The organism is Natranaerobius thermophilus JW/NM-WN-LF, from assembly GCF_000020005.1.
Lineage (GTDB): Bacteria > Bacillota > Natranaerobiia > Natranaerobiales > Natranaerobiaceae > Natranaerobius > Natranaerobius thermophilus.
Genome location: NC_010718.1, coordinates 1,275,123 through 1,293,303 on the forward strand (window position 1 = coordinate 1,275,123; position 18,181 = coordinate 1,293,303).

13 protein-coding genes, 4 tRNA genes and 1 other RNA gene are annotated in these 18,181 nt (G+C 36.7%); 17 read left to right on the top strand and 1 reads right to left on the bottom strand.

Annotated elements, in window-relative coordinates:
- From recO to ppdK, 6 genes are all read left to right on the top strand, one after another.
- A complete protein-coding gene (recO, locus tag NTHER_RS06095) occupies positions 1-774 on the top strand; it encodes a DNA repair protein RecO (RefSeq protein ID WP_012447664.1) in 774 nt (257 codons plus the stop codon).
- 373 nt (positions 775-1,147) lie between these two features.
- Entirely contained in the window at positions 1,148-2,032 is an 885-nt protein-coding gene (gene glyQ, locus NTHER_RS06100) for a glycine--tRNA ligase subunit alpha (protein WP_012447665.1), read from the top strand.
- Positions 2,025-4,106, top strand: a complete 2,082-nt coding sequence (gene glyS / locus NTHER_RS06105) for a glycine--tRNA ligase subunit beta (protein ID WP_012447666.1) — start codon at positions 2,025-2,027, stop codon at positions 4,104-4,106. The genes glyQ and glyS overlap by 8 nt, the downstream gene beginning before the upstream one ends.
- A gap of 137 nt (positions 4,107-4,243) precedes the next feature.
- Positions 4,244-4,879, top strand: a complete 636-nt coding sequence (gene ccpN, locus NTHER_RS06110) for a transcriptional regulator CcpN (RefSeq protein ID WP_012447667.1) — start codon at positions 4,244-4,246, stop codon at positions 4,877-4,879.
- A gap of 62 nt (positions 4,880-4,941) precedes the next feature.
- Positions 4,942-5,778, top strand: a complete 837-nt coding sequence (locus NTHER_RS06115; protein ID WP_012447668.1) for a pyruvate, water dikinase regulatory protein — start codon at positions 4,942-4,944, stop codon at positions 5,776-5,778.
- Positions 5,762-8,410, top strand: a complete 2,649-nt coding sequence (gene ppdK, locus NTHER_RS06120; RefSeq protein WP_012447669.1) for a pyruvate, phosphate dikinase — start codon at positions 5,762-5,764, stop codon at positions 8,408-8,410. The genes NTHER_RS06115 and ppdK overlap by 17 nt, the downstream gene beginning before the upstream one ends.
- A 169-nt stretch (positions 8,411-8,579) precedes the next feature.
- Here ppdK and NTHER_RS06125 read toward each other — a convergent pair whose 3' ends face one another.
- Positions 8,580-9,806 carry a D-alanyl-D-alanine carboxypeptidase family protein gene (locus NTHER_RS06125; protein ID WP_012447670.1) on the bottom strand — a complete coding sequence of 409 codons (1,227 nt, stop codon included), beginning with the start codon at positions 9,804-9,806 and terminating at the stop codon, positions 8,580-8,582.
- A gap of 280 nt (positions 9,807-10,086) precedes the next feature.
- On the opposite strand from NTHER_RS06125, the gene NTHER_RS06130 reads away from it, so the two are divergent.
- The 11 genes from NTHER_RS06130 (at position 10,087) to rnpB (ending at position 18,110) form a co-directional block, all read left to right on the top strand.
- Positions 10,087-11,103, top strand: coding sequence for a deoxyguanosinetriphosphate triphosphohydrolase (locus NTHER_RS06130; RefSeq protein WP_012447671.1), 1,017 nt, complete (start codon positions 10,087-10,089; stop codon positions 11,101-11,103).
- A gap of 263 nt (positions 11,104-11,366) precedes the next feature.
- Entirely contained in the window at positions 11,367-13,247 is a 1,881-nt protein-coding gene (dnaG, locus tag NTHER_RS06135; protein ID WP_012447672.1) for a DNA primase, read from the top strand.
- Positions 13,248-13,251: 4 nt separating this feature from the next.
- On the top strand, positions 13,252-14,334 hold the full coding sequence (rpoD, locus tag NTHER_RS06140; protein ID WP_012447673.1) for an RNA polymerase sigma factor RpoD: 1,083 nt from the start codon (positions 13,252-13,254) through the stop codon (positions 14,332-14,334).
- A gap of 163 nt (positions 14,335-14,497) precedes the next feature.
- Positions 14,498-14,572, top strand: a tRNA-Asn gene (locus NTHER_RS06145).
- 5 nt (positions 14,573-14,577) lie between these two features.
- A tRNA-Ile gene (locus NTHER_RS06150) sits at positions 14,578-14,653 on the top strand.
- 25 nt (positions 14,654-14,678) lie between these two features.
- Positions 14,679-14,753 (top strand) — tRNA-Glu (locus NTHER_RS06155).
- 3 nt (positions 14,754-14,756) lie between these two features.
- Positions 14,757-14,832: transfer RNA gene (locus NTHER_RS06160), tRNA-Val, on the top strand.
- Between the two features lie 67 nt (positions 14,833-14,899).
- Entirely contained in the window at positions 14,900-15,616 is a 717-nt protein-coding gene (locus NTHER_RS06165) for a tRNA (adenine(22)-N(1))-methyltransferase (RefSeq protein ID WP_012447674.1), read from the top strand.
- The gene (locus NTHER_RS06170; RefSeq protein ID WP_012447675.1) at positions 15,597-16,718 is read left to right on the top strand and encodes a Nif3-like dinuclear metal center hexameric protein; all 1,122 of its coding nucleotides are present in this window, start codon (positions 15,597-15,599) and stop codon (positions 16,716-16,718) included. Before NTHER_RS06165 ends, NTHER_RS06170 begins: the two co-directional genes overlap by 20 nt.
- A gap of 240 nt (positions 16,719-16,958) precedes the next feature.
- The gene (locus tag NTHER_RS06175) at positions 16,959-17,672 is read left to right on the top strand and encodes a zinc ribbon domain-containing protein (protein ID WP_012447676.1); all 714 of its coding nucleotides are present in this window, start codon (positions 16,959-16,961) and stop codon (positions 17,670-17,672) included.
- A 79-nt stretch (positions 17,673-17,751) separates the two neighbouring features.
- Positions 17,752-18,110: RNase P RNA component class A (gene rnpB, locus NTHER_RS15505), an RNA gene on the top strand.
- The last annotated feature ends 71 nt before the right edge of the window (positions 18,111-18,181 follow it).

Here is an 18,181-nt window from a genome sequence, read left to right on the forward strand (position 1 = left end):
ATGTGTGCTCTGTATAATTCGGATGCGGTGGTTATTAGAAGCCGTGATTATAGAGATTATGACAAGATAATAAATCTGTTCACCCCTTATTATGGAAGAGTGTCTGCAGTTGTGAAAGGTGTTAAAAAACCTAAAAGCAAATTAGCAGGTATTGTACAAAGTTTTACTTACGGAAATTATCAACTTTACTCAGGAAAAAGCCTTGGTCGGCTAGTTCAAGGAAAGGTATTACATGGGTTTCAAGAATTGAGAACAGACCTAGTATTAATGAGTGCAGGTATGTGTATTTTAGAACTAATTGATAAAGCAATTCCAGAAGGTGAGGAGTACCCGGCTTTATTTGGAGTGACATTAAGTTGTTTTCATCTATTAGAAAAAAGTTACCCTCCTTCCCTGGTATTACGTATATTTGAAGCTAAATTGATACATAATTTAGGAGTGAGTCCAGAATTATCAGGATGTATCAATCATGGCAGTATTACCCAAGGGAATTTGTATTTTGATCCTGAAACTGGAGGATTGATTTGTGAAACCTGTTTTGAACAGTTAACAGAGAACCGGGGACCAGGGAGAGCCTTTCCTGTAGAAAAAGGAAGTATTAATATAATAAAACGTATGTTTGAATTTCCTGTATATAAACTGCGAACACTAAAACCGACTCAATTACAGTATGATACTTTGGAGAAAATGTTAACAAGCATGCTCGAAGTTCATTTTGGGATTGTATGTAAAACTAAGCCTTTTTTTAAGACCAATCTACAGAGAAATAGTTAAACATATGATGGATGATTTGATAAAATAAGGAATACTTTAACAGTTTTAGTTGACATGACCTGGGGTTTTTGCTATATTTTCCTTATAGTATAAAAAATAATAGAAATGGCGATGAAGAAAAGTAGTAGCTACCCAATATCTTAGCAGCGATTCGGGGACAGTGGGAGCTCGAAAAGATATGGTAGTGAAGGCGTTTCCGAGCCATAGTCACCTGAGTGGACTCTCCTTAAATGGAGGGTTAAATAGGGTGGAACCGCGGGAGAATCCCTCTCGTCCCTAGTATACGGGCGTAGAGGGTTTTTGTATTTTGTGACACTTGCACAAATTAAAGTATTCAATAATAATAACTCCAAGACTATGGAGGTGGGAGTAATTGAATTTTCAAGACTTAATGTTTTCTTTATTAAATTACTGGAAAGATCAAGAATGTTTGGTATGGCAACCCTATGATATTGAAAAGGGTGCGGGCACAATGAATCCTGCAACTTTTTTGAGGGCTTTAGGTCCAGAACCTTGGAATGTGGCATATTTAGAGCCTTCTAGAAGGCCTACAGATGGCCGTTATGGAGAAAACCCCAATAGATTATACCAACACCATCAAATTCAAGTAATTATGAAGCCAACTCCTGACGATATCCAGGAACGTTATCTGGAAAGTCTGCAAGCGCTGGGAATAAATCCTTTAGAACATGACATTCGTTTCGTTGAGGATAACTGGGAATCTCCGACCCTAGGAGCTTGGGGATTAGGATGGGAAGTTTGGTTAGATGGTATGGAAATTACCCAGTTTACCTACTTTCAACAAGTGGGAGGTATTGACGTAGATAAAGTGTCTTGTGAAATAACTTACGGATTAGAGCGTATCGCTATGTATCTTCAAGGTGTAGAAAATGTTTTTGATATCAAATGGAACGATCAGGTTACATATGGTGAACTGTTTAAACATGCTGAATACGAGCATTCAAAATTTTCCTTTGAGGATTCAGACACTGAAGTGCTATTCAAAGAATTTGAACTCTACGAAAAAGAAGCCAAACGCCTTCTTAACCAAGGATTAGTACTTCCTGGTTATGATTATGTTTTAAAGTGTTCACACACCTTTAATTTATTGGATGCCAGGGGTGCAATTAGTGTAACGGAGAGAACCGGTTATATCGGCAGAGTTCGTGATTTGGCCAGAATATGTGCAAAGGCTTTTTTAAGCCAACGGGAAGAACTCAATTATCCTCTTTTGAAGGAGGGTATCAGCTATGCATAATACATTACTATTCGAACTAGGAACTGAAGAATTACCAGCCAGATTTATTCCTGGTCTTATTAAACAGCTAGAAGAAAATTCCGCTAATTTGCTCACAGAATACAGAATTGAATATGAAAACATAAAAGTAATGGCTACTCCCAGGAGATTAACCTTGCTTGTTAACGGGTTAGCGGACAAACAGCAAAGCAGTACCACAATGAAAAGGGGACCTGCTAAAGAGATTGCCTTTGATGAAAATGGTGAACCAACCAAGGCTGCTATAGGTTTTGCCAGGGGTCAAAATATCGATCCAAAAGACTTGGAGATTAGAGAAGATAATGGGAAAGAGTATGTATATGCTGTAGCTGAAATTGTAGGTGAAAATTGCCAGGATGTATTGCCAAAATTACTAGACGAGTTGATTACTAAATTTAATTTACCGGTTAAAATGTTTTGGAATAACAAACAGGATAAATTTCTACGACCAGTTAGATGGTTGGTTTGCTTGTTTAATGATCAAGTGTTACCTTTAAACTTCGGAACTGTAGAGGCATCTAATATAAGCCGGGGACATCGGTTTCTATCCCAAGGTGATGTGATTATCAATTCAGCTGAAAATTATGAGGAAGTAATGCGTGATTCATGGGTGATGGTTGATCACAATGTAAGAGAGGAAACCATCAAAGCTCAGATTGAAGAACTGGCAGACCAAATGAATGCTAGTCCGGAAATGCCCCATGACTTATTGGAAGAAGTGAATTTTTTAGTTGAGTGGCCAACAGCTCTACTCGGGAATTTTGCAGAAGAGTTTTTAGAAATACCCAAAGAGGCATTAATAACAAGCATGCAAGAACATCAAAAATATTTTGCCCTAGTAGACAAAGAGGATTCTTCAAAATTACTTCCCTATTTTGTTGCAGTTAGAAATGGAGATGACCATGGGATCGATAAAGTAAAGGCAGGTAACGAGCGAGTTCTCAGGGCTCGTCTTTCAGATGCCAGGTTCTTTTTTGAAGAAGATACAAAAACTTCTCTTGAATCAAAACGGGAACAGCTAAAATCTATAATTTACAAAGAACAGCTAGGAAGTGTTGACCAGAAAGTCACCCGCATGGAAGAGTTGGGTAAAACTCTATTAGACATCTTGGAATTATCAGAACCTGTACGATCTCTAACTTTGCGGGCAATTGCTCTATCTAAAGCGGATTTACCTACTAACATGGTATCAGAATTTCCTCATCTACAAGGGATTATGGGAGAGAAATATGCTAGGATACATGGAGAAGATGAAAAAGTATGTCTAGGTATTTCGGAGCACTATCTTCCAAGACATACTGGTGATAAATTACCCCAAACAATGGTTGGGACTATTACCAGTATAGTTGATAAAGTTGATAATATTGCCAGTAGTTTTGCTATCGGAGAACGCCCCTCGGGTAGCCAAGACCCTTATGCTTTGAGGCGACAAGCGCTAGGAATTGTCCATATAATTCTTGAAACAGAATTGGCTTTCTCACTAGAACAACTATTCCACAGGGCTTTATCTCTCATACCCGAAAGTGCTTTAGTGGCACCAATTTCTAATATTCTTGATGATATTTTGGATTTCGTTAAATTAAGAAGTAGAACAATTTTTAATGAACAGGGACTACCAATAGATATTATTGATAGCACTTTAGAGGTTGATAAAGCAAATGTTTATAAAGCATATTTGAGAGCCAAAGTACTTAAAGATTACCGAGATTCTCAAGAATTAGAAGATGTTAGGACTGCCTATACTAGAGTTAAAAACCTAGCAAACAAAGCAAAGGGCGAAGATGTATATACTGAATTATTACAAGATGAAACAGAAAAAATGTTATATCACAAATATCTGAATACCGAAGATAAATTATTATCTGATTTAGAACAGGATGAAATATCATCAGCGATTTCGGAACTGGCTGGTTTTAAAGATTATATTGATCAGTTTTTTGATGAAGTAATGGTTATGGTCGACGATAAACATTTACAAAACAATCGACTTAACCTGATTTACCACATAAAAGAAATGTATAGACAACTTGCTGATTTTTCAATTATCCAGGATTAATTAAAGTTTTAAAAAGAGGCCAAATTTTTTGGTCTCTTTTTTTTAAAATTAGCAGGAAAAATTAAATATAAATAGTATATAATATATTGGCGTTTATTTTGATATAGTATAACATATTTAAGAAAAATTAGGTGGTGATGAACATCCGGCTATCTAAAAGACAAAATGAAATAGTAAAAATAGTACGTGAAAAGGGTCCTATCAGTGGTGAAGAGATCGCATCTTATCTGAATTTAGCTCGGGCCACTTTAAGGCCGGATTTAAGTTTCCTTACCATGTCGGGTTTGTTAGAAGCAAGGCCTAAAGTAGGGTATTATTATACTGGTAAAAGTATCGAAAATGCCCTTGGGGACATATTAAAACAAAATAAAGTTAGTGACATTAAGGGACTACCTGTAGCGGTATCTGAGGAAACTAGTGTTTATGATGCTATTGTAACACTGTTTTTAGAAGATGTGGGAACAATATTTGTGGTTGATGAAAATAACTATCTCAAAGGAGTAGCTTCAAGGAAAGATTTTCTTAAGATTACCCTGGGAGATAATGATTTGGGAAAAATGCCTGTAGGTATTGTTATGACACGCTGGCCCAATATAGTTACTTTGCGGGATGAAGATACAGCTTTGAGTGCTGCCAAAAAAGTTGAAGAATTTCAGGTGGATTGTATACCCGTAATCAGTGATGACAATGTAGAAGAACAGGCCGAGCTTACTGGTAGAGTTAGTAAAACTCATTTGGTTAAATTATTAGCTGAAATTGATGAACAGAGGTGAAAAATGAGTTATATTATTAGTTTATAAAAGAATATATTTATTTCTAGAGAGGAGGTACATTTTTGACTGAACAAAAGCTAACTCCTATCTGTTATGTGGTTTCCGATTCTATAGGTGAGACCGCAGAATTAGTAGTAAAAGCTACTTCAAGCCAATTTAATTCCGGGAATTGTGAATTAAGACGAGTCCCTTATGTCAGTGATAAGGAAACTATTAAAGAAGTGATTGAAGAAGCAGTAAATTTTAATTGCATGGTTGCTTACACCTTGGTAGATCCTGATTTGAGGTCTTTTATGGAAAAAATCACCCAGGAATATCAAGTGGAAGCAGTAGACATTATGGGACCTATGTTAGATTCCTTTGAAAAAGTTATGCAAAGAGAACCTAGGTTACAACCAGGTCTTGTTCGCAAATTGGATGAATCTTATTTTAAAAGGGTGGATTCCATCGAATTTGCAGTTAAATACGACGATGGTAAGGATCCTAGAGGGATTTTAAAGGCAGATGTGACATTACTAGGAGTATCTAGAACTTCTAAGACTCCTTTGAGTATGTATCTTGCCAATAAGCGTTTAAAAGTTGCCAATTTACCTCTGGTCCCAGAAGTGAAACCTCCAAAGGAGTTATATCAAATTCCTAGTCATAAAGTGATTGGATTAGTAATCAATCCATATAAACTAAATGAAATTAGAAAGGAGCGTCTGAAAACTTTAGGCTTAAAATCTCAAGCAAACTATGCAAATATGGATAGGATTTTAACTGAGCTGGATTATGCTGAAGAAATAATGAAAAAAATTGGTTGTCCTACCATTGACGTTAGTAATCGGGCTGTGGAGGAAACGGCCCAAAAAATACTAGACATGATTAGAGGGGGTAAAGATAATGACTTCGATGGATAAACTAGTTTATAAGTTTTCAGAAGGCAGCAGAGATATGAAGCCTTTTTTAGGGGGAAAGGGTGCCAATCTTGCCGAAATGACGAAAATCGGTCTACCGGTTCCACCAGGATTTACAGTTTCCACTGATGCTTGTAATGAATACTTTAAAAATAATGGGATATTAACAGAACAATTGCGGGAGCAAATCTTCACTGCTCTTTCGGAAATTGAAAATGCAACTAATAAAAAATTTGGTGATCCTTCTAATCCTTTATTAGTATCAGTGCGCTCTGGAGCAGTAATTTCCATGCCAGGGATGATGGACACAGTTTTGAATCTAGGATTGAATGATGAAACAGTACAAGGTCTGGCCCGTCAAACTTCCAATGATAGATTTGCTTATGATTCCTACAGACGTTTTATTCAAATGTTCAGTGATGTAGTTATGGGAATAGGAAATTATATGTTTGAAAATGAAATGTCCCGCTTAAAAGAAGAATATCAGGTAACTGAAGATACTCAACTTAACAGTCAGGCATTACAGGACCTGATCACAAGGTATAAGCAGGTATATAACAGAGAAACCGGTGAGGAATTCCCCCAGGACCCAAAAGACCAATTGATTATGGCAGTCAAAGCGGTTTTTAATTCCTGGAATAATCAAAGAGCCAAAGTTTATAGAGAAATTCATAATATCTCTCACGAACTAGGTACTGCTGTTAACGTACAGACCATGGTATTTGGAAATATGGGGAATGATAGTGGAACAGGTGTGGCTTTTACGCGAAACCCGTCAACTGGTGAGAAAAATATATATGGAGAATTTCTACTAAATGCCCAAGGAGAAGATGTGGTAGCAGGGATTAGAACACCAAAAGCGATTAAAGATCTGGAGGATGAATTTCCTGAAGTTTATAATCAGTTTCTAGAAGTCAGTCAACTTCTAGAAAACCATTATTGCGATATGCAAGATATTGAATTTACAGTTGAAAATAAAAAGCTCTATTTATTGCAAACTAGAAATGGAAAGAGAACAGCAGCTGCTGCTGTAAAAATTGCAGTGGATATGGTTGAAGAGGGAGTAATATCGAAAGAAACTGCATTACAAAGAGTAGAACCAGAACAAATTGCCCATTTATTGCACCCACAAATTGATCCCGATCAGGACTTTGAAATGTTGACCAGTGGTTTACCTGCTTCGCCCGGTGCTGCTACTGGCAATGTGGTCTTTGATGCCAATGAAGCTGAGGAGTTAAAAAACATTGGTAAAAATGTCATCCTAGCTAGACCAGAAACTACCCCTGACGATATACATGGGATAGTTGCAGCAGAAGGAATACTAACAAGTCGTGGTGGCATGACTAGTCATGCAGCTGTTGTGGCTAGAGGTATGGGTATTCCAGCCGTTTGTGGTTGTGATGAAATAAGTATTGATCTTGAGAATGAGAGAATGATCATTAACGGCCAAAACATAAATAAGGGTGAGTTAATTTCCATTGATGGTGGTAGTGGTAAAGTAATCTCTGGAGCTGTAAAATTAACGGACCCTGGACTAAATGAAGAAAGTCAAAAATTACTTGATTGGGCAGAAAATATCAAACAATTAGGTGTGAGAGCTAATGCAGACACACCATCTGATGCCGCAAAAGCAAGAGAGTTTGGGGCCAAAGGGATTGGTCTTTGTAGAACTGAACACATGTTTATGGGTTCAGAGCGCTTACCTAAGGTTCAGGAAATGATTATTTCAGAGTCTGAAAGCCAAAGGAAAGAAGCTTTAGATAAATTGGTCCCATATCAAGAACAAGATTTTTATGAAATCTTAAAAATTATGGATGGATATCCTACCACTGTAAGATTATTGGATCCGCCACTCCATGAATTTTTGCCCGACAGAGAAAAACTTGAACAAGAATTGAATAACTTATCGAAAGATGAGATTGATGAAGAGGCCTTAGAAGAGAAAAAACAACTTCTTGATAAAGTTAAAGCCCTAGAAGAATCTAATCCTATGCTAGGATTTAGGGGCTGTCGTTTAGGATTAATATACCCAGAAATTTATAATATGCAGGTGGAAGCCCTGGTCAAAGCAACTAAAAAGCTATTGGCTGAAGGATACTCACCGCAACCAGAGATTATGGTACCTTTAGTAGGACATGAAACAGAAATGGAGTTATTAAAAGATAGCATTCATGAAATAATAGACTTACATGTAGAAGCACCAGAAGAAAAAGAAATCTTCCATGTTGGGACCATGATCGAATTACCCAGAGCTTGTATGACAGCTGATGAAATTGCCAATCATGTTCAATTCTTTTCTTTTGGTACTAATGATCTTACACAAACAACTTTAGGATATAGTAGAGATGATGCAGAAGGAAAGTTCTTAGCTCATTATATGCAAAATGACATTATTCCTGAAAACCCTTTTATGATTTTAGACCAGGCAGGAGTGGGTGAACTAGTTAAAATAGCAGTTGAAAAATCAAAACAGGTCAATCCAGATTTAACTAGAGGTATTTGTGGTGAACACGGAGGCGATCCTGATTCTATTAAATTCTTCCATAAGATTGGACTACACTATGTTAGTTGTTCTCCTTTTAGGGTTCCTGTAGCAAGGTTGGCTGCAGCACAATCTGTTTTAAATTCAGAATAAGTATAATTTCTTTTTTCTTTGTTATGTATTTATTTTGGTTTACACATTACAAGTAATGTAAAAATGCTCCCCTTTAGGTACAGATTTGTTTTTAACTGCAACCTTAAGGGGAGCATATCTTTTTAACTCAAATTTAAGCTGGTAATTTAACAAATATTACAACATAAATTTAATCATCGCCAAAAATAAAGTCGACTATACTATCTTTTATACTCTCAAATGTGTTGGATATTGCATCACTAATTGTTCTAGCAATTCTACCAAAAAAACCAAGTTCTTCTACTTCATCTTGAGCAATTCCGGGGATAGAAGCTATTTCTTTTCCGTCTTCAATGACTAATAACTCACCTAAATATTCACCTTTTTGGATTGGGGCTCTAAGTTCTTCATCTTTTGGTTGAAATACAAATTCAAGTTCTTGATCATTGTCAAACTTGGTAGTTACATTTGCTTCAGTTTCTGATATTGCCATTGTTTGGCGTTCTGAGCCATCTTTAACATCTACTTGTTCCAATTCGTCACCTTCATCAAATAACTTTATTTTTTGATACTCCGAGAATCCGTGATCAAAAAGTTGGCGAGTAATATTAAATCTTTCAGTTTGTTCTTCAGCACCTAAAACAACTGCAATTAGTCTCATATCGTCGCGTTGGGCAGTACCCACAAAGTTATAACCTGCTTCTTCGATTTGACCAGTTTTCAAACCATCCGTTCCTTCATAGGAATATCTTGTGGTTTGGGGGTGGTCAGGTAACATTAAATTTCTATTATATTGGGTGCTTTCAATATTGAATTGAAATCCAGTTATACTTTCTAATTCTAAAATTTTAGGCGTTTCATTAACGGCATACTGGGATAGTCGAGCTACATCACGAGCGTTCATATACTGCCCATCAGAAGCTAAACCATGAGGGTCTTTAAAATTAGTGTTTTCTAATCCTATTTCTTCTGCCTTTTCATTCATGCGATTGACAAAATTATTTACTGAACCTTCCATATGTTCTGCTAGAGCAACACAACCGTCATTAGCAGAAACTACAGCGATTCCAGTCAGGAGATCTTCAATGGTAACTTCTTGATTTTCTCTGAGAAACATCTGACTGCCGCCCGTTTGATTGGCCTTGGCACTAACTCTGGTTGTTTCTTCAAGTTCTAGCTCACCTTCATTTAGAGCTTCTAAACCAATTACAAGAGTCATTACTTTGGTCAAACTAGCTGGTGGCCAACTTTTCTCGGCATTATTTTCGTAAATGGTTCTCCCTGTTTCAGCTTCGATTAATATAACTGATTCTGCATCAAAGTCAAATTCTTCGGCTGAAACTGATGGTGATAACAGGGGATTAACAATCATTAAAAATAATAAGGGTATAATAATGTAGATATTGTTAAACTTCACTGGCTTTTCCTCCTTGTTTTTGCGTAATAATATTGTTGGCCTTAGTTTTTCCTCTTATACAAGGTGCTGTTACATTTCACTATTAATAAATGTAAACTTTCGATTGAAATTGGTATTTCCAGTTATCAACACTCAACTTTTGAAACAGTTTTATACAAAATACCTTAGTGATTAAGCAGGAAAATCCTTGACCAAAATAGTATATCACATAGTACGACACAAATTTATTTTAGCTCTAATTATCTCATTTGGTCAAGACTTTAATTAAGGAGATTTTTAAATGGTAAGTTTTCGTGAAAAACTGGAAAAATTAGAAACAGAGACATTGTCACAAAAAGCCACATTTTCCCAAAACACACGTGGTAGATTGTCTCCGGAAACAGAATGTAAAGTTAGAACTGCATTCCAAAAAGATAGGGATAGAATTTTACACAGTAAAGCATTTAGAAGACTTAAGCATAAAACCCAAGTTTTTATTTCACCCGAAGGTGATCATTATAGAACCAGACTGACTCATACTTTAGAAGTTGCACAAATTGCTAGAACAGTAGCTAAAGCATTATTTTTAAACGAAGATTTGACAGAAGCGATAGCACTGGGACATGATTTAGGCCATACTCCTTTTGGTCATGCTGGTGAAATGGTGTTAAATGAATTGGTTAATGACGGGGGTTTTCAGCACAATAATCAAAGCTTACGAGTTGTGGATTTTTTAGAACGCCCCGGCGGGCTTAATCTTACTCAAGAGGTCCGAGACGGAATTAAAAATCATACTGGTGATATTACCCCTGTCAGTTTAGAAGGGCAAATAGTGAAAATATGTGATCGGATAGCTTATATTAATCATGATATTGATGATGCTCTGAGAGGAGAGATAATATCCCAAAAACAATTACCTGAAAGTTCGGGTAATGTATTAGGTAATACATCTAATTCACGTATCGACACTATGGTGTGTGACTTGATAGAAACCAGCTATAAAAATGGGGAAGTTTCAATGAGTACTCGAGTAAAAACTGCCATGGAAGAATTGAGGGAGTTTTTATTTCAAAATGTATATGTAGGTTCTAAGGCCAAAGAAGAAGAAAGTAAGGCGGAATATGTAATTAAGGCAGTTTATGATTATTTCTATAATGAGCCTGAAAAGTTGCCAAATGATGTGTATAGTATGATAGATCAAGTTGGTAGGGAAAGGTTAGTTTGTGATTATGTAGCGGGTATGACAGACAGGTATATTTTAGATCTTTATCGAGATATATTTTTACCGAAGCCATGGCGATTTAACAGAGAAGAATAAAAGTAGCCTTTATCGGAAATTATAGTGAATAATTAAAGGCGAATATATGTTTGGTATTTGCTAATCCTTAGAAGGAAATTTTAATTTTTTCGTCGAATATGTCTTACGTAAACCTAACTAAAGTATTAAAGGCATTATTAACTTAAAAAATTTGCTTAAATAGATTTTATTTTTTAGCAGGATTTTTTTTAATGTTAGAGAAATGAATATACTTGTCGTTTCATGATGATTTATGTAGAAGGTTATCTGAGGGGGATATCCATATGACAATCCGAATACCCCAGGAAATTATAGAACGAATTCAAGCTGAAGCCGACTTAGTAGAAATTGCATCAAGGTATGTGAACTTAAAAAAACAAGGTAAGTATTACTGGGGTCTATGTCCCTTTCATAGCGAAAAAACTCCGTCATTTCATATTTCACCTGAAAAGCAATTGTACTATTGTTTTGGTTGTCAAGCAGGAGGGAATGTTTTTAAATTTCTCGAATCTATTGAACAACTAAACTTTGTTGAGGTTTGTCAAAAGTTGGGTGAAGAACTAGGAATTGAGTTGCCAGCGGATTCCCAAGACAGTCAAGAGTTATCCCAGGAAATGCAGGAACGAGAAATTATTAAAAAAGCCAATAAATATGCAGCAAACTTTTTTAGATACGTACTAATGAATACCGAAACTGGGAAATCTGGGAGAAAATACTTGGCTGATAGAAAAATTGACAAGCAGACGATGGCGGACTTTTTTATTGGATACGCTCCCGATAACTGGACTGGTCTGAGTGATTTCTTAAAGAAAAAAGGTTTCACTGAGGAATTACTAGTTAAAGCTGGTCTAAGTAATCGTAGGAAATATCGTGAGGGGGTATACGACAGATTTAGAGGAAGGGTAATTTTTCCTATTTATAACCAAAGAGGCGAAGTGATCGGTTTCGGTGGAAGGCTATTAGAGGAGAGTGAAAAGCAACCTAAGTATTTAAATTCTCCTGAAACTCCTGTTTTTAATAAAAGATTAAGTTTATATGGTTTAAACTTAGCTTTTAAAACAATTCGAAAAGAAAATCATGCCTTGGTGATGGAAGGTTATACTGATGTGATCACTGCTCATCAATTTGGTGTGAATACGGCAGTAGCGTCTTTAGGAACTTCTTTAACTGAAGAACAAGCTAAACTAATTAGAAATAATGCTAGCAAGGCTTATATAGCCTTTGACGCAGATGCTGCAGGAGAGACTGCCACTCTCCGTGGATTAGAAATTTTGCAAAGTAAAGGCTTGGATGTCTTGATTTGTCAGCTTCCAGAGTCTTATGACCCTGATGAGTATTTAAAAAACTATGGACTAGAAAATTTTCAAAAGAAAATTTTAGACACGGCTTTGCCACTAACTGAATATCAAATAAGACAAGCTGCTAAAAACAAAAATTTGTCAACAATAGAAGGAAAAAAGCAATACGTAACAGAAATAATCCCTATAATTTCAAAAATCGATAATGCAGTGGAGCGCGAGGAATATCTGAATCAAGTATCAGAGCAGTTAGGAATTTCTCAAGAAGCACTCAATTCTGAACTCATGAAATATTTTAGAAAAAATTACAGAAATAAAAATTATCGCAAAATGGATAAAACTGGAGTAAACAGGAAGAATAAAAGAAAAAATAATGGAAGTGAAACTGTGAAATTTGCTGACAAAAGGACACCACGCGAAAAAGCAGAAGAAGGATTGGTGGCTCTAATGTTGCATTTTCCTGAATATACTGAAGAAGTGAATAAATTTTTGTACCCTGAAGATTTTTCTAGTGATACTTTAGCTCTTATTGTTCATAAACTGTATCAGTTGAAGAATCACGACATTGAACTAGATCTGTCGAATCTCACCCAGGAATTAAGAGATCACCCAGATGCAGAAAATATCATTACTAAACTTGGTATGAAGGATTTTCCGCAGCCAAAGGATATAGAAAAGTTTGTAAAGGACTGTGTATTTAGAATTAAGGAAAGCAGAATTAAGAGTCAAAGAGAAGAGCTACAAAAGGAGCTTTCTCAAATAAATCCTGATCATGAACCAGATAGATATAGAGAAATTCTGAGAAAGTTGCAAGATTGCTTGTATATAGAAAAAACAAAACAGTGGACCTTGGAGGAAGGGGGGTAAAATTATGGCAGAGAAAAATCAAAACCAAAAATTAGAACAAATTAAAGATGAACTGTTAAAAGTGGGAAAAGAACGAGGATTTCTCACCTATAAAGAAATTATGGATCAGTTGTCAGAATTCCAGCTTTCCAGCGACCAAATAGATGAATTTTATGAAGTACTGACTCAGGCCGGTATAGATGTGGTGGATGCTATTGGAGAGGTGGATCCAGATGACCCCACAAAAGCGGAGCTGGACTTATCACTTCCTGAAGGGGTAGAAGTAAGTGATCCGGTACGTATGTACTTAAAAGAGATCGGAAAAATCCCCCTTCTATCTCCCGACGACGAAATAGAACTTGCCAAGAAAATTGAAGAGGGAGATGAAGGAGCTAAAAGAAAATTGGCTGAAGCCAATTTACGCTTAGTGGTCAGTATTGCTAAAAAATACGTTGGTCGCGGGATGTTATTTCTGGACTTGATTCAAGAAGGTAATTTGGGACTGATAAAAGCAGTAGAAAAATTTGATTACCGAAAAGGTTACAAGTTTAGTACTTATGCTACATGGTGGATACGTCAAGCAATTACAAGGGCCATAGCAGATCAAGCTAGGACTATTAGAATACCTGTCCATATGGTGGAAACTATCAATAAATTGATTAGAGTTTCGCGTCAACTCGTACAGGAACTGGGTAGGGAACCTTTACCTGAAGAAATTGCAGAACAAATGGATATGAGTGAAGACAAGGTCAGGGAAATCTTAAAAATTGCCCAGGAACCCGTAAGTTTAGAGACTCCTATAGGAGAAGAGGATGACAGTCACTTAGGAGACTTTATAGAAGACCAGGATGCTAAACCACCTGCAGATGCTGCTGCTTTTGAACTTCTTAAAGGACAATTAGAAGAAGTATTGGATAGTTTAACACCCCGTGAGCAAAAAGTATTGAGACTTAGATTTGGATTAGATGACGGAAAAACTCGAACTCTAGAAGAGGTGGGTAAACACTTTGGTGTCACTAGGGAAAGGATTAGACAAATAGAAGCTAAAGCCTTGCGTAAATTACGTCACCCTATGAGAAGTAAACGCCTTAAGGATTACTTAGATTAAATAAAATTTAAATTTACTCTTTACAAAAGACGTTTTTTTTGGTATAAATTATTGTGGGCGGCGGAAATGGCTCGACGACAGCGACAGATTTTCAAACAAAAAATTTAAAAAACCTGTTGACTTCGCTGCTAAACTTAAGTATAATAAATCATGTCGAAAGAGTTCCTCAGTAGCTCAGCGGTAGAGCGACCGGCTGTTAACCGGTAGGTCGCAGGTTCAAATCCTGCCTGGGGAGCCATTTTTGGGCCCATAGCTCAGTTGGAAGAGCAACCGGCTCATAACCGGTTGGTCCCTGGTTCGAGCCCAGGTGGGCCCACCATCCAACTGATATTTATAACAATCATGGCCCCTTGGTCAAGTGGTTAAGACATCGGCCTTTCACGCCGAAGTCAGGGGTTCGAATCCCCTAGGGGTCACCACATGGGCGGATAGCTCAGCTGGGAGAGCACCTGCCTTACAAGCAGGGGGTCACAGGTTCGAGCCCTGTTCCGCCCACCACTAAAAACCTTCTCTTATTGAGAAGGTTTTTTTACTTTACTGTGGAATATTATTTGGAGGAACGCAAATGATTTCTAAACGCTTAACTGCTATTAAAAACATGATTAGCAATTCAGAACTAGTATTGGATGTTGGTACCGATCACGCCTTATTACCCATTTCTTTGATTAAAGAAGATAGAGTGAAAAAAGTTATAGCTTCAGACATATCTAAAGCTACAGTTGATGAAGCCAGAGCACAAGTGAATAAACATGATTTAATAAATTATATTGATCTAAGAATTGGAGACGGATTAGAGGTTCTCGCTAGCAATGAAACCCCAGATATTATAATCCTTGCAGGTATAGGTGGAATAACCATAAAAAATATTTTAATGGATAATGAGGATAAATGGCTTTTCAAATCAAACTTAATCCTACAACCTCAGACTGATCATGCTGATATCAGAAAATACTTGATTTCCAAAGGATATTTCTTTAAAAGAGAAGAACTAGTTAAAGATAAAGGATTTTTTTATCAAGTGATTAACGCAGTACCTGATGTAAATAAAATTGATGCAAATAGCTTAAGTGAACTCGAAATGGAAATGGGTCCAAAAATCCTAGCGAATCCAAATGAAGTTTTGATAGAATATTTAAATAGAGAATTAGTAAAAACTAAATCAGTAATAGATGAACTTCAACAAGCTAAAACTGAGAGGGCAAGAGCAAAACTGCAGGAAATGAGAACTAGAGCCGATGCTATTTCGGAGGTGTTAAATAATCATGACAACACGACCAGCTAAAAAGACCTTGATTAATCTTTTAGAAAAATTTGCTCCAAAATACTTAGCTGTTGAAGGGGATAATCCTGGATTACAGCTTGGAAGTGTTAATGATAAAGTTTCTAAGTGTTTAGTAGCCCTTGATCCATCAAAACAAGTCATTGAACAGGCAATAAAAATGAAAGCGGAGTTAATTATTACACATCATCCTTTATTCATGCCCCCCTTACATGTAGTTACTGATGAAAAAATAGGAGATGTAACAAAAAGGGCCATTAAAAATGACATATCCATTTATACAAGTCATACAAATTTGGATGCTGCTCTTGAAATTGGAGTTAATCATGCACTTCTTGAAACACTAAATATCAACTTAATTGACGAAAGGCCTTTGACTACAACATATAAAGAAAAATATTCAAAAATAGTTGTTTTTATGCCTCAAGGGTATGAAGATGAAGTGAGAACGGCATTGAGTAGTGCAGGTGCTGGCTCTTTAGGGCATTATTGTGACGTTAGTTTCCAATCTCAAGGTATAGGCACTTTTAAACCCCTGGCTGGAACTGATCCCTTTATCGGAGAGCAGGGAAGAATTTCTCGCACTGAAGAGGTTAAGCTTGAAACCATTGTTCCTAATTCCAAAATTAATCAAGTAATTCAAGAAATGAGAGCTGTTCATCCTTACGAAGAGCCTGCATATGATATTTATCAACTGGAATATCCTGACAAAAAATATGGAATCGGATTGGTAGGAGAGTTAAGTTCACCCATTAGAAGTGAGACTTTGATTGAAACAATTGAACAAAGATTACATACCCAAGTGAGACTTGCCGGGCCAAGGCCCGAAAATATAAATAGTGTGGCAGTTTGTGGAGGAAGTGGAGGTAAAATGGTTGAAAAAGCCTTAAAACTAGGAGTAGATGCTTTTATTACAGGAGATATAAAATATCACGATGCTCTGAGAGCTGAACAAGAAGGACTTTTTCTAATTGATGCAGGTCATAGAGAAACAGAATTACCTGTTGTAGACAAAGTTACAAAGTTTTTAGATGAACAGTTAAGTGATGATTACAACCTAGAAATAAAATCTTTTCATAATGACGAATATGTGTTTTACAGGTAGAGTGACAGGATACTGTTATCTCTACCTGTTTTTTATTAATTATCTATTTTAATATAAGGGCTGTTATATTGAGTTGTTAATACTGTAAAATTATCAATTGAACGGATTATGCGGGTTTGACAGTACATTTTAACAAGTGAACAGGAGAATTAGATGTACCAAATCTAAGCATTTTTAAGTAAAATTGAAATTTTACGATTATCAACATTCAAGTTTGCCAAAAGACTAGGAGGTGCAGTGTTGCAAGAACAAAAATTAATTGAGCAATTATTTACCTTAGACAGGAAACTGACTGAGTTAAGAAGTGAACTAAAGGTTTTAAAAGACAGTCATGAGCCAGAACGCTTAGAACAACAACTAAATAATCTAGAAAAAACTATTGAAAACCAGGAAGAAAGCTTAACAGAAAAGCGGCGACTGATGAAAACACGGGAACTTGAAAGCGAACAGTATCATCAAGAAAAGAAGCAACTCGAAGACGAAATGTATTCCGGAAAGGTCACAGCCAGTAAAGAATTAAATGATCTATCTGAAAAAATAAAAGACTTGCACCAGAAAGAACAACAATCTTTTGAGGGCTATTGTGAGTTAACTGAAGAGATTGACAATGAAGAAAAGAACTTAGAACAGAATCAGAATAAGTTTCAAGATATTAAAAAAGAGTTGGATAAAAAAAGCAATGAAATAGCTGATAATAAAGTAGATGTAACCGAAAAAATAGAGGAACTAAAATCAAAGAGAGAAGAATTAAAACAGCAAATGCCAGAACGATTATTAACAAAATATAACTCTTTGGTCAATAAATTTCCAAGAGATGCAGTAGTGAAATTATTCGAACAAGAAGTGACTTGTGCATGTGGTTTAGAATTATCAACTGAGAGATACAGTCGTTTGCAAGTTGAAGGAATGGTGTCTTGTGATAGCTGTGATCGTATTGTGATTTTGACTAAGTAAGTAGTATGTGTTATACTTATAAATCCGGAAACGGAGAGAAAATAAATATCCGTTTTTTCATTAACTGCCGGGATGATTACAAGTAAGTCGGGTAGTCGCGAGGACAGTAAACTGTCTTCGAGGAAAGTCCGAGCTCCGTAGGGCAGGGTGCTGGGTAACACCCAGTGGGGGCGACCCCCAGGAAAGTGCCACAGAAACAAACCGCCAGGCTTCAATCTGGTAAGGGTGAAAAGGTGCGGTAAGAGCGCACCAGCGGCCAGGTGACTGGTCGGCTAGGTAAACCCCACCCGGAGCAAGACCAAATAGGGAAGGGATGAAGTGGCCCGCTGACCTTCCGGGTTTGGTCGCTTGAGGTGTCAGGCGACTGGCACCCTAGATAGATGACTGCCACTCCCTCTAGGGGGAGGACAGAACTCGGCTTACAGACTTGCTTGTAAATATCCTGGCAGTTTAATGTTAAAAAGGCTGTTGCCCTATGTGGGGCAACAGCCTTTTTAGTAGGTAATACC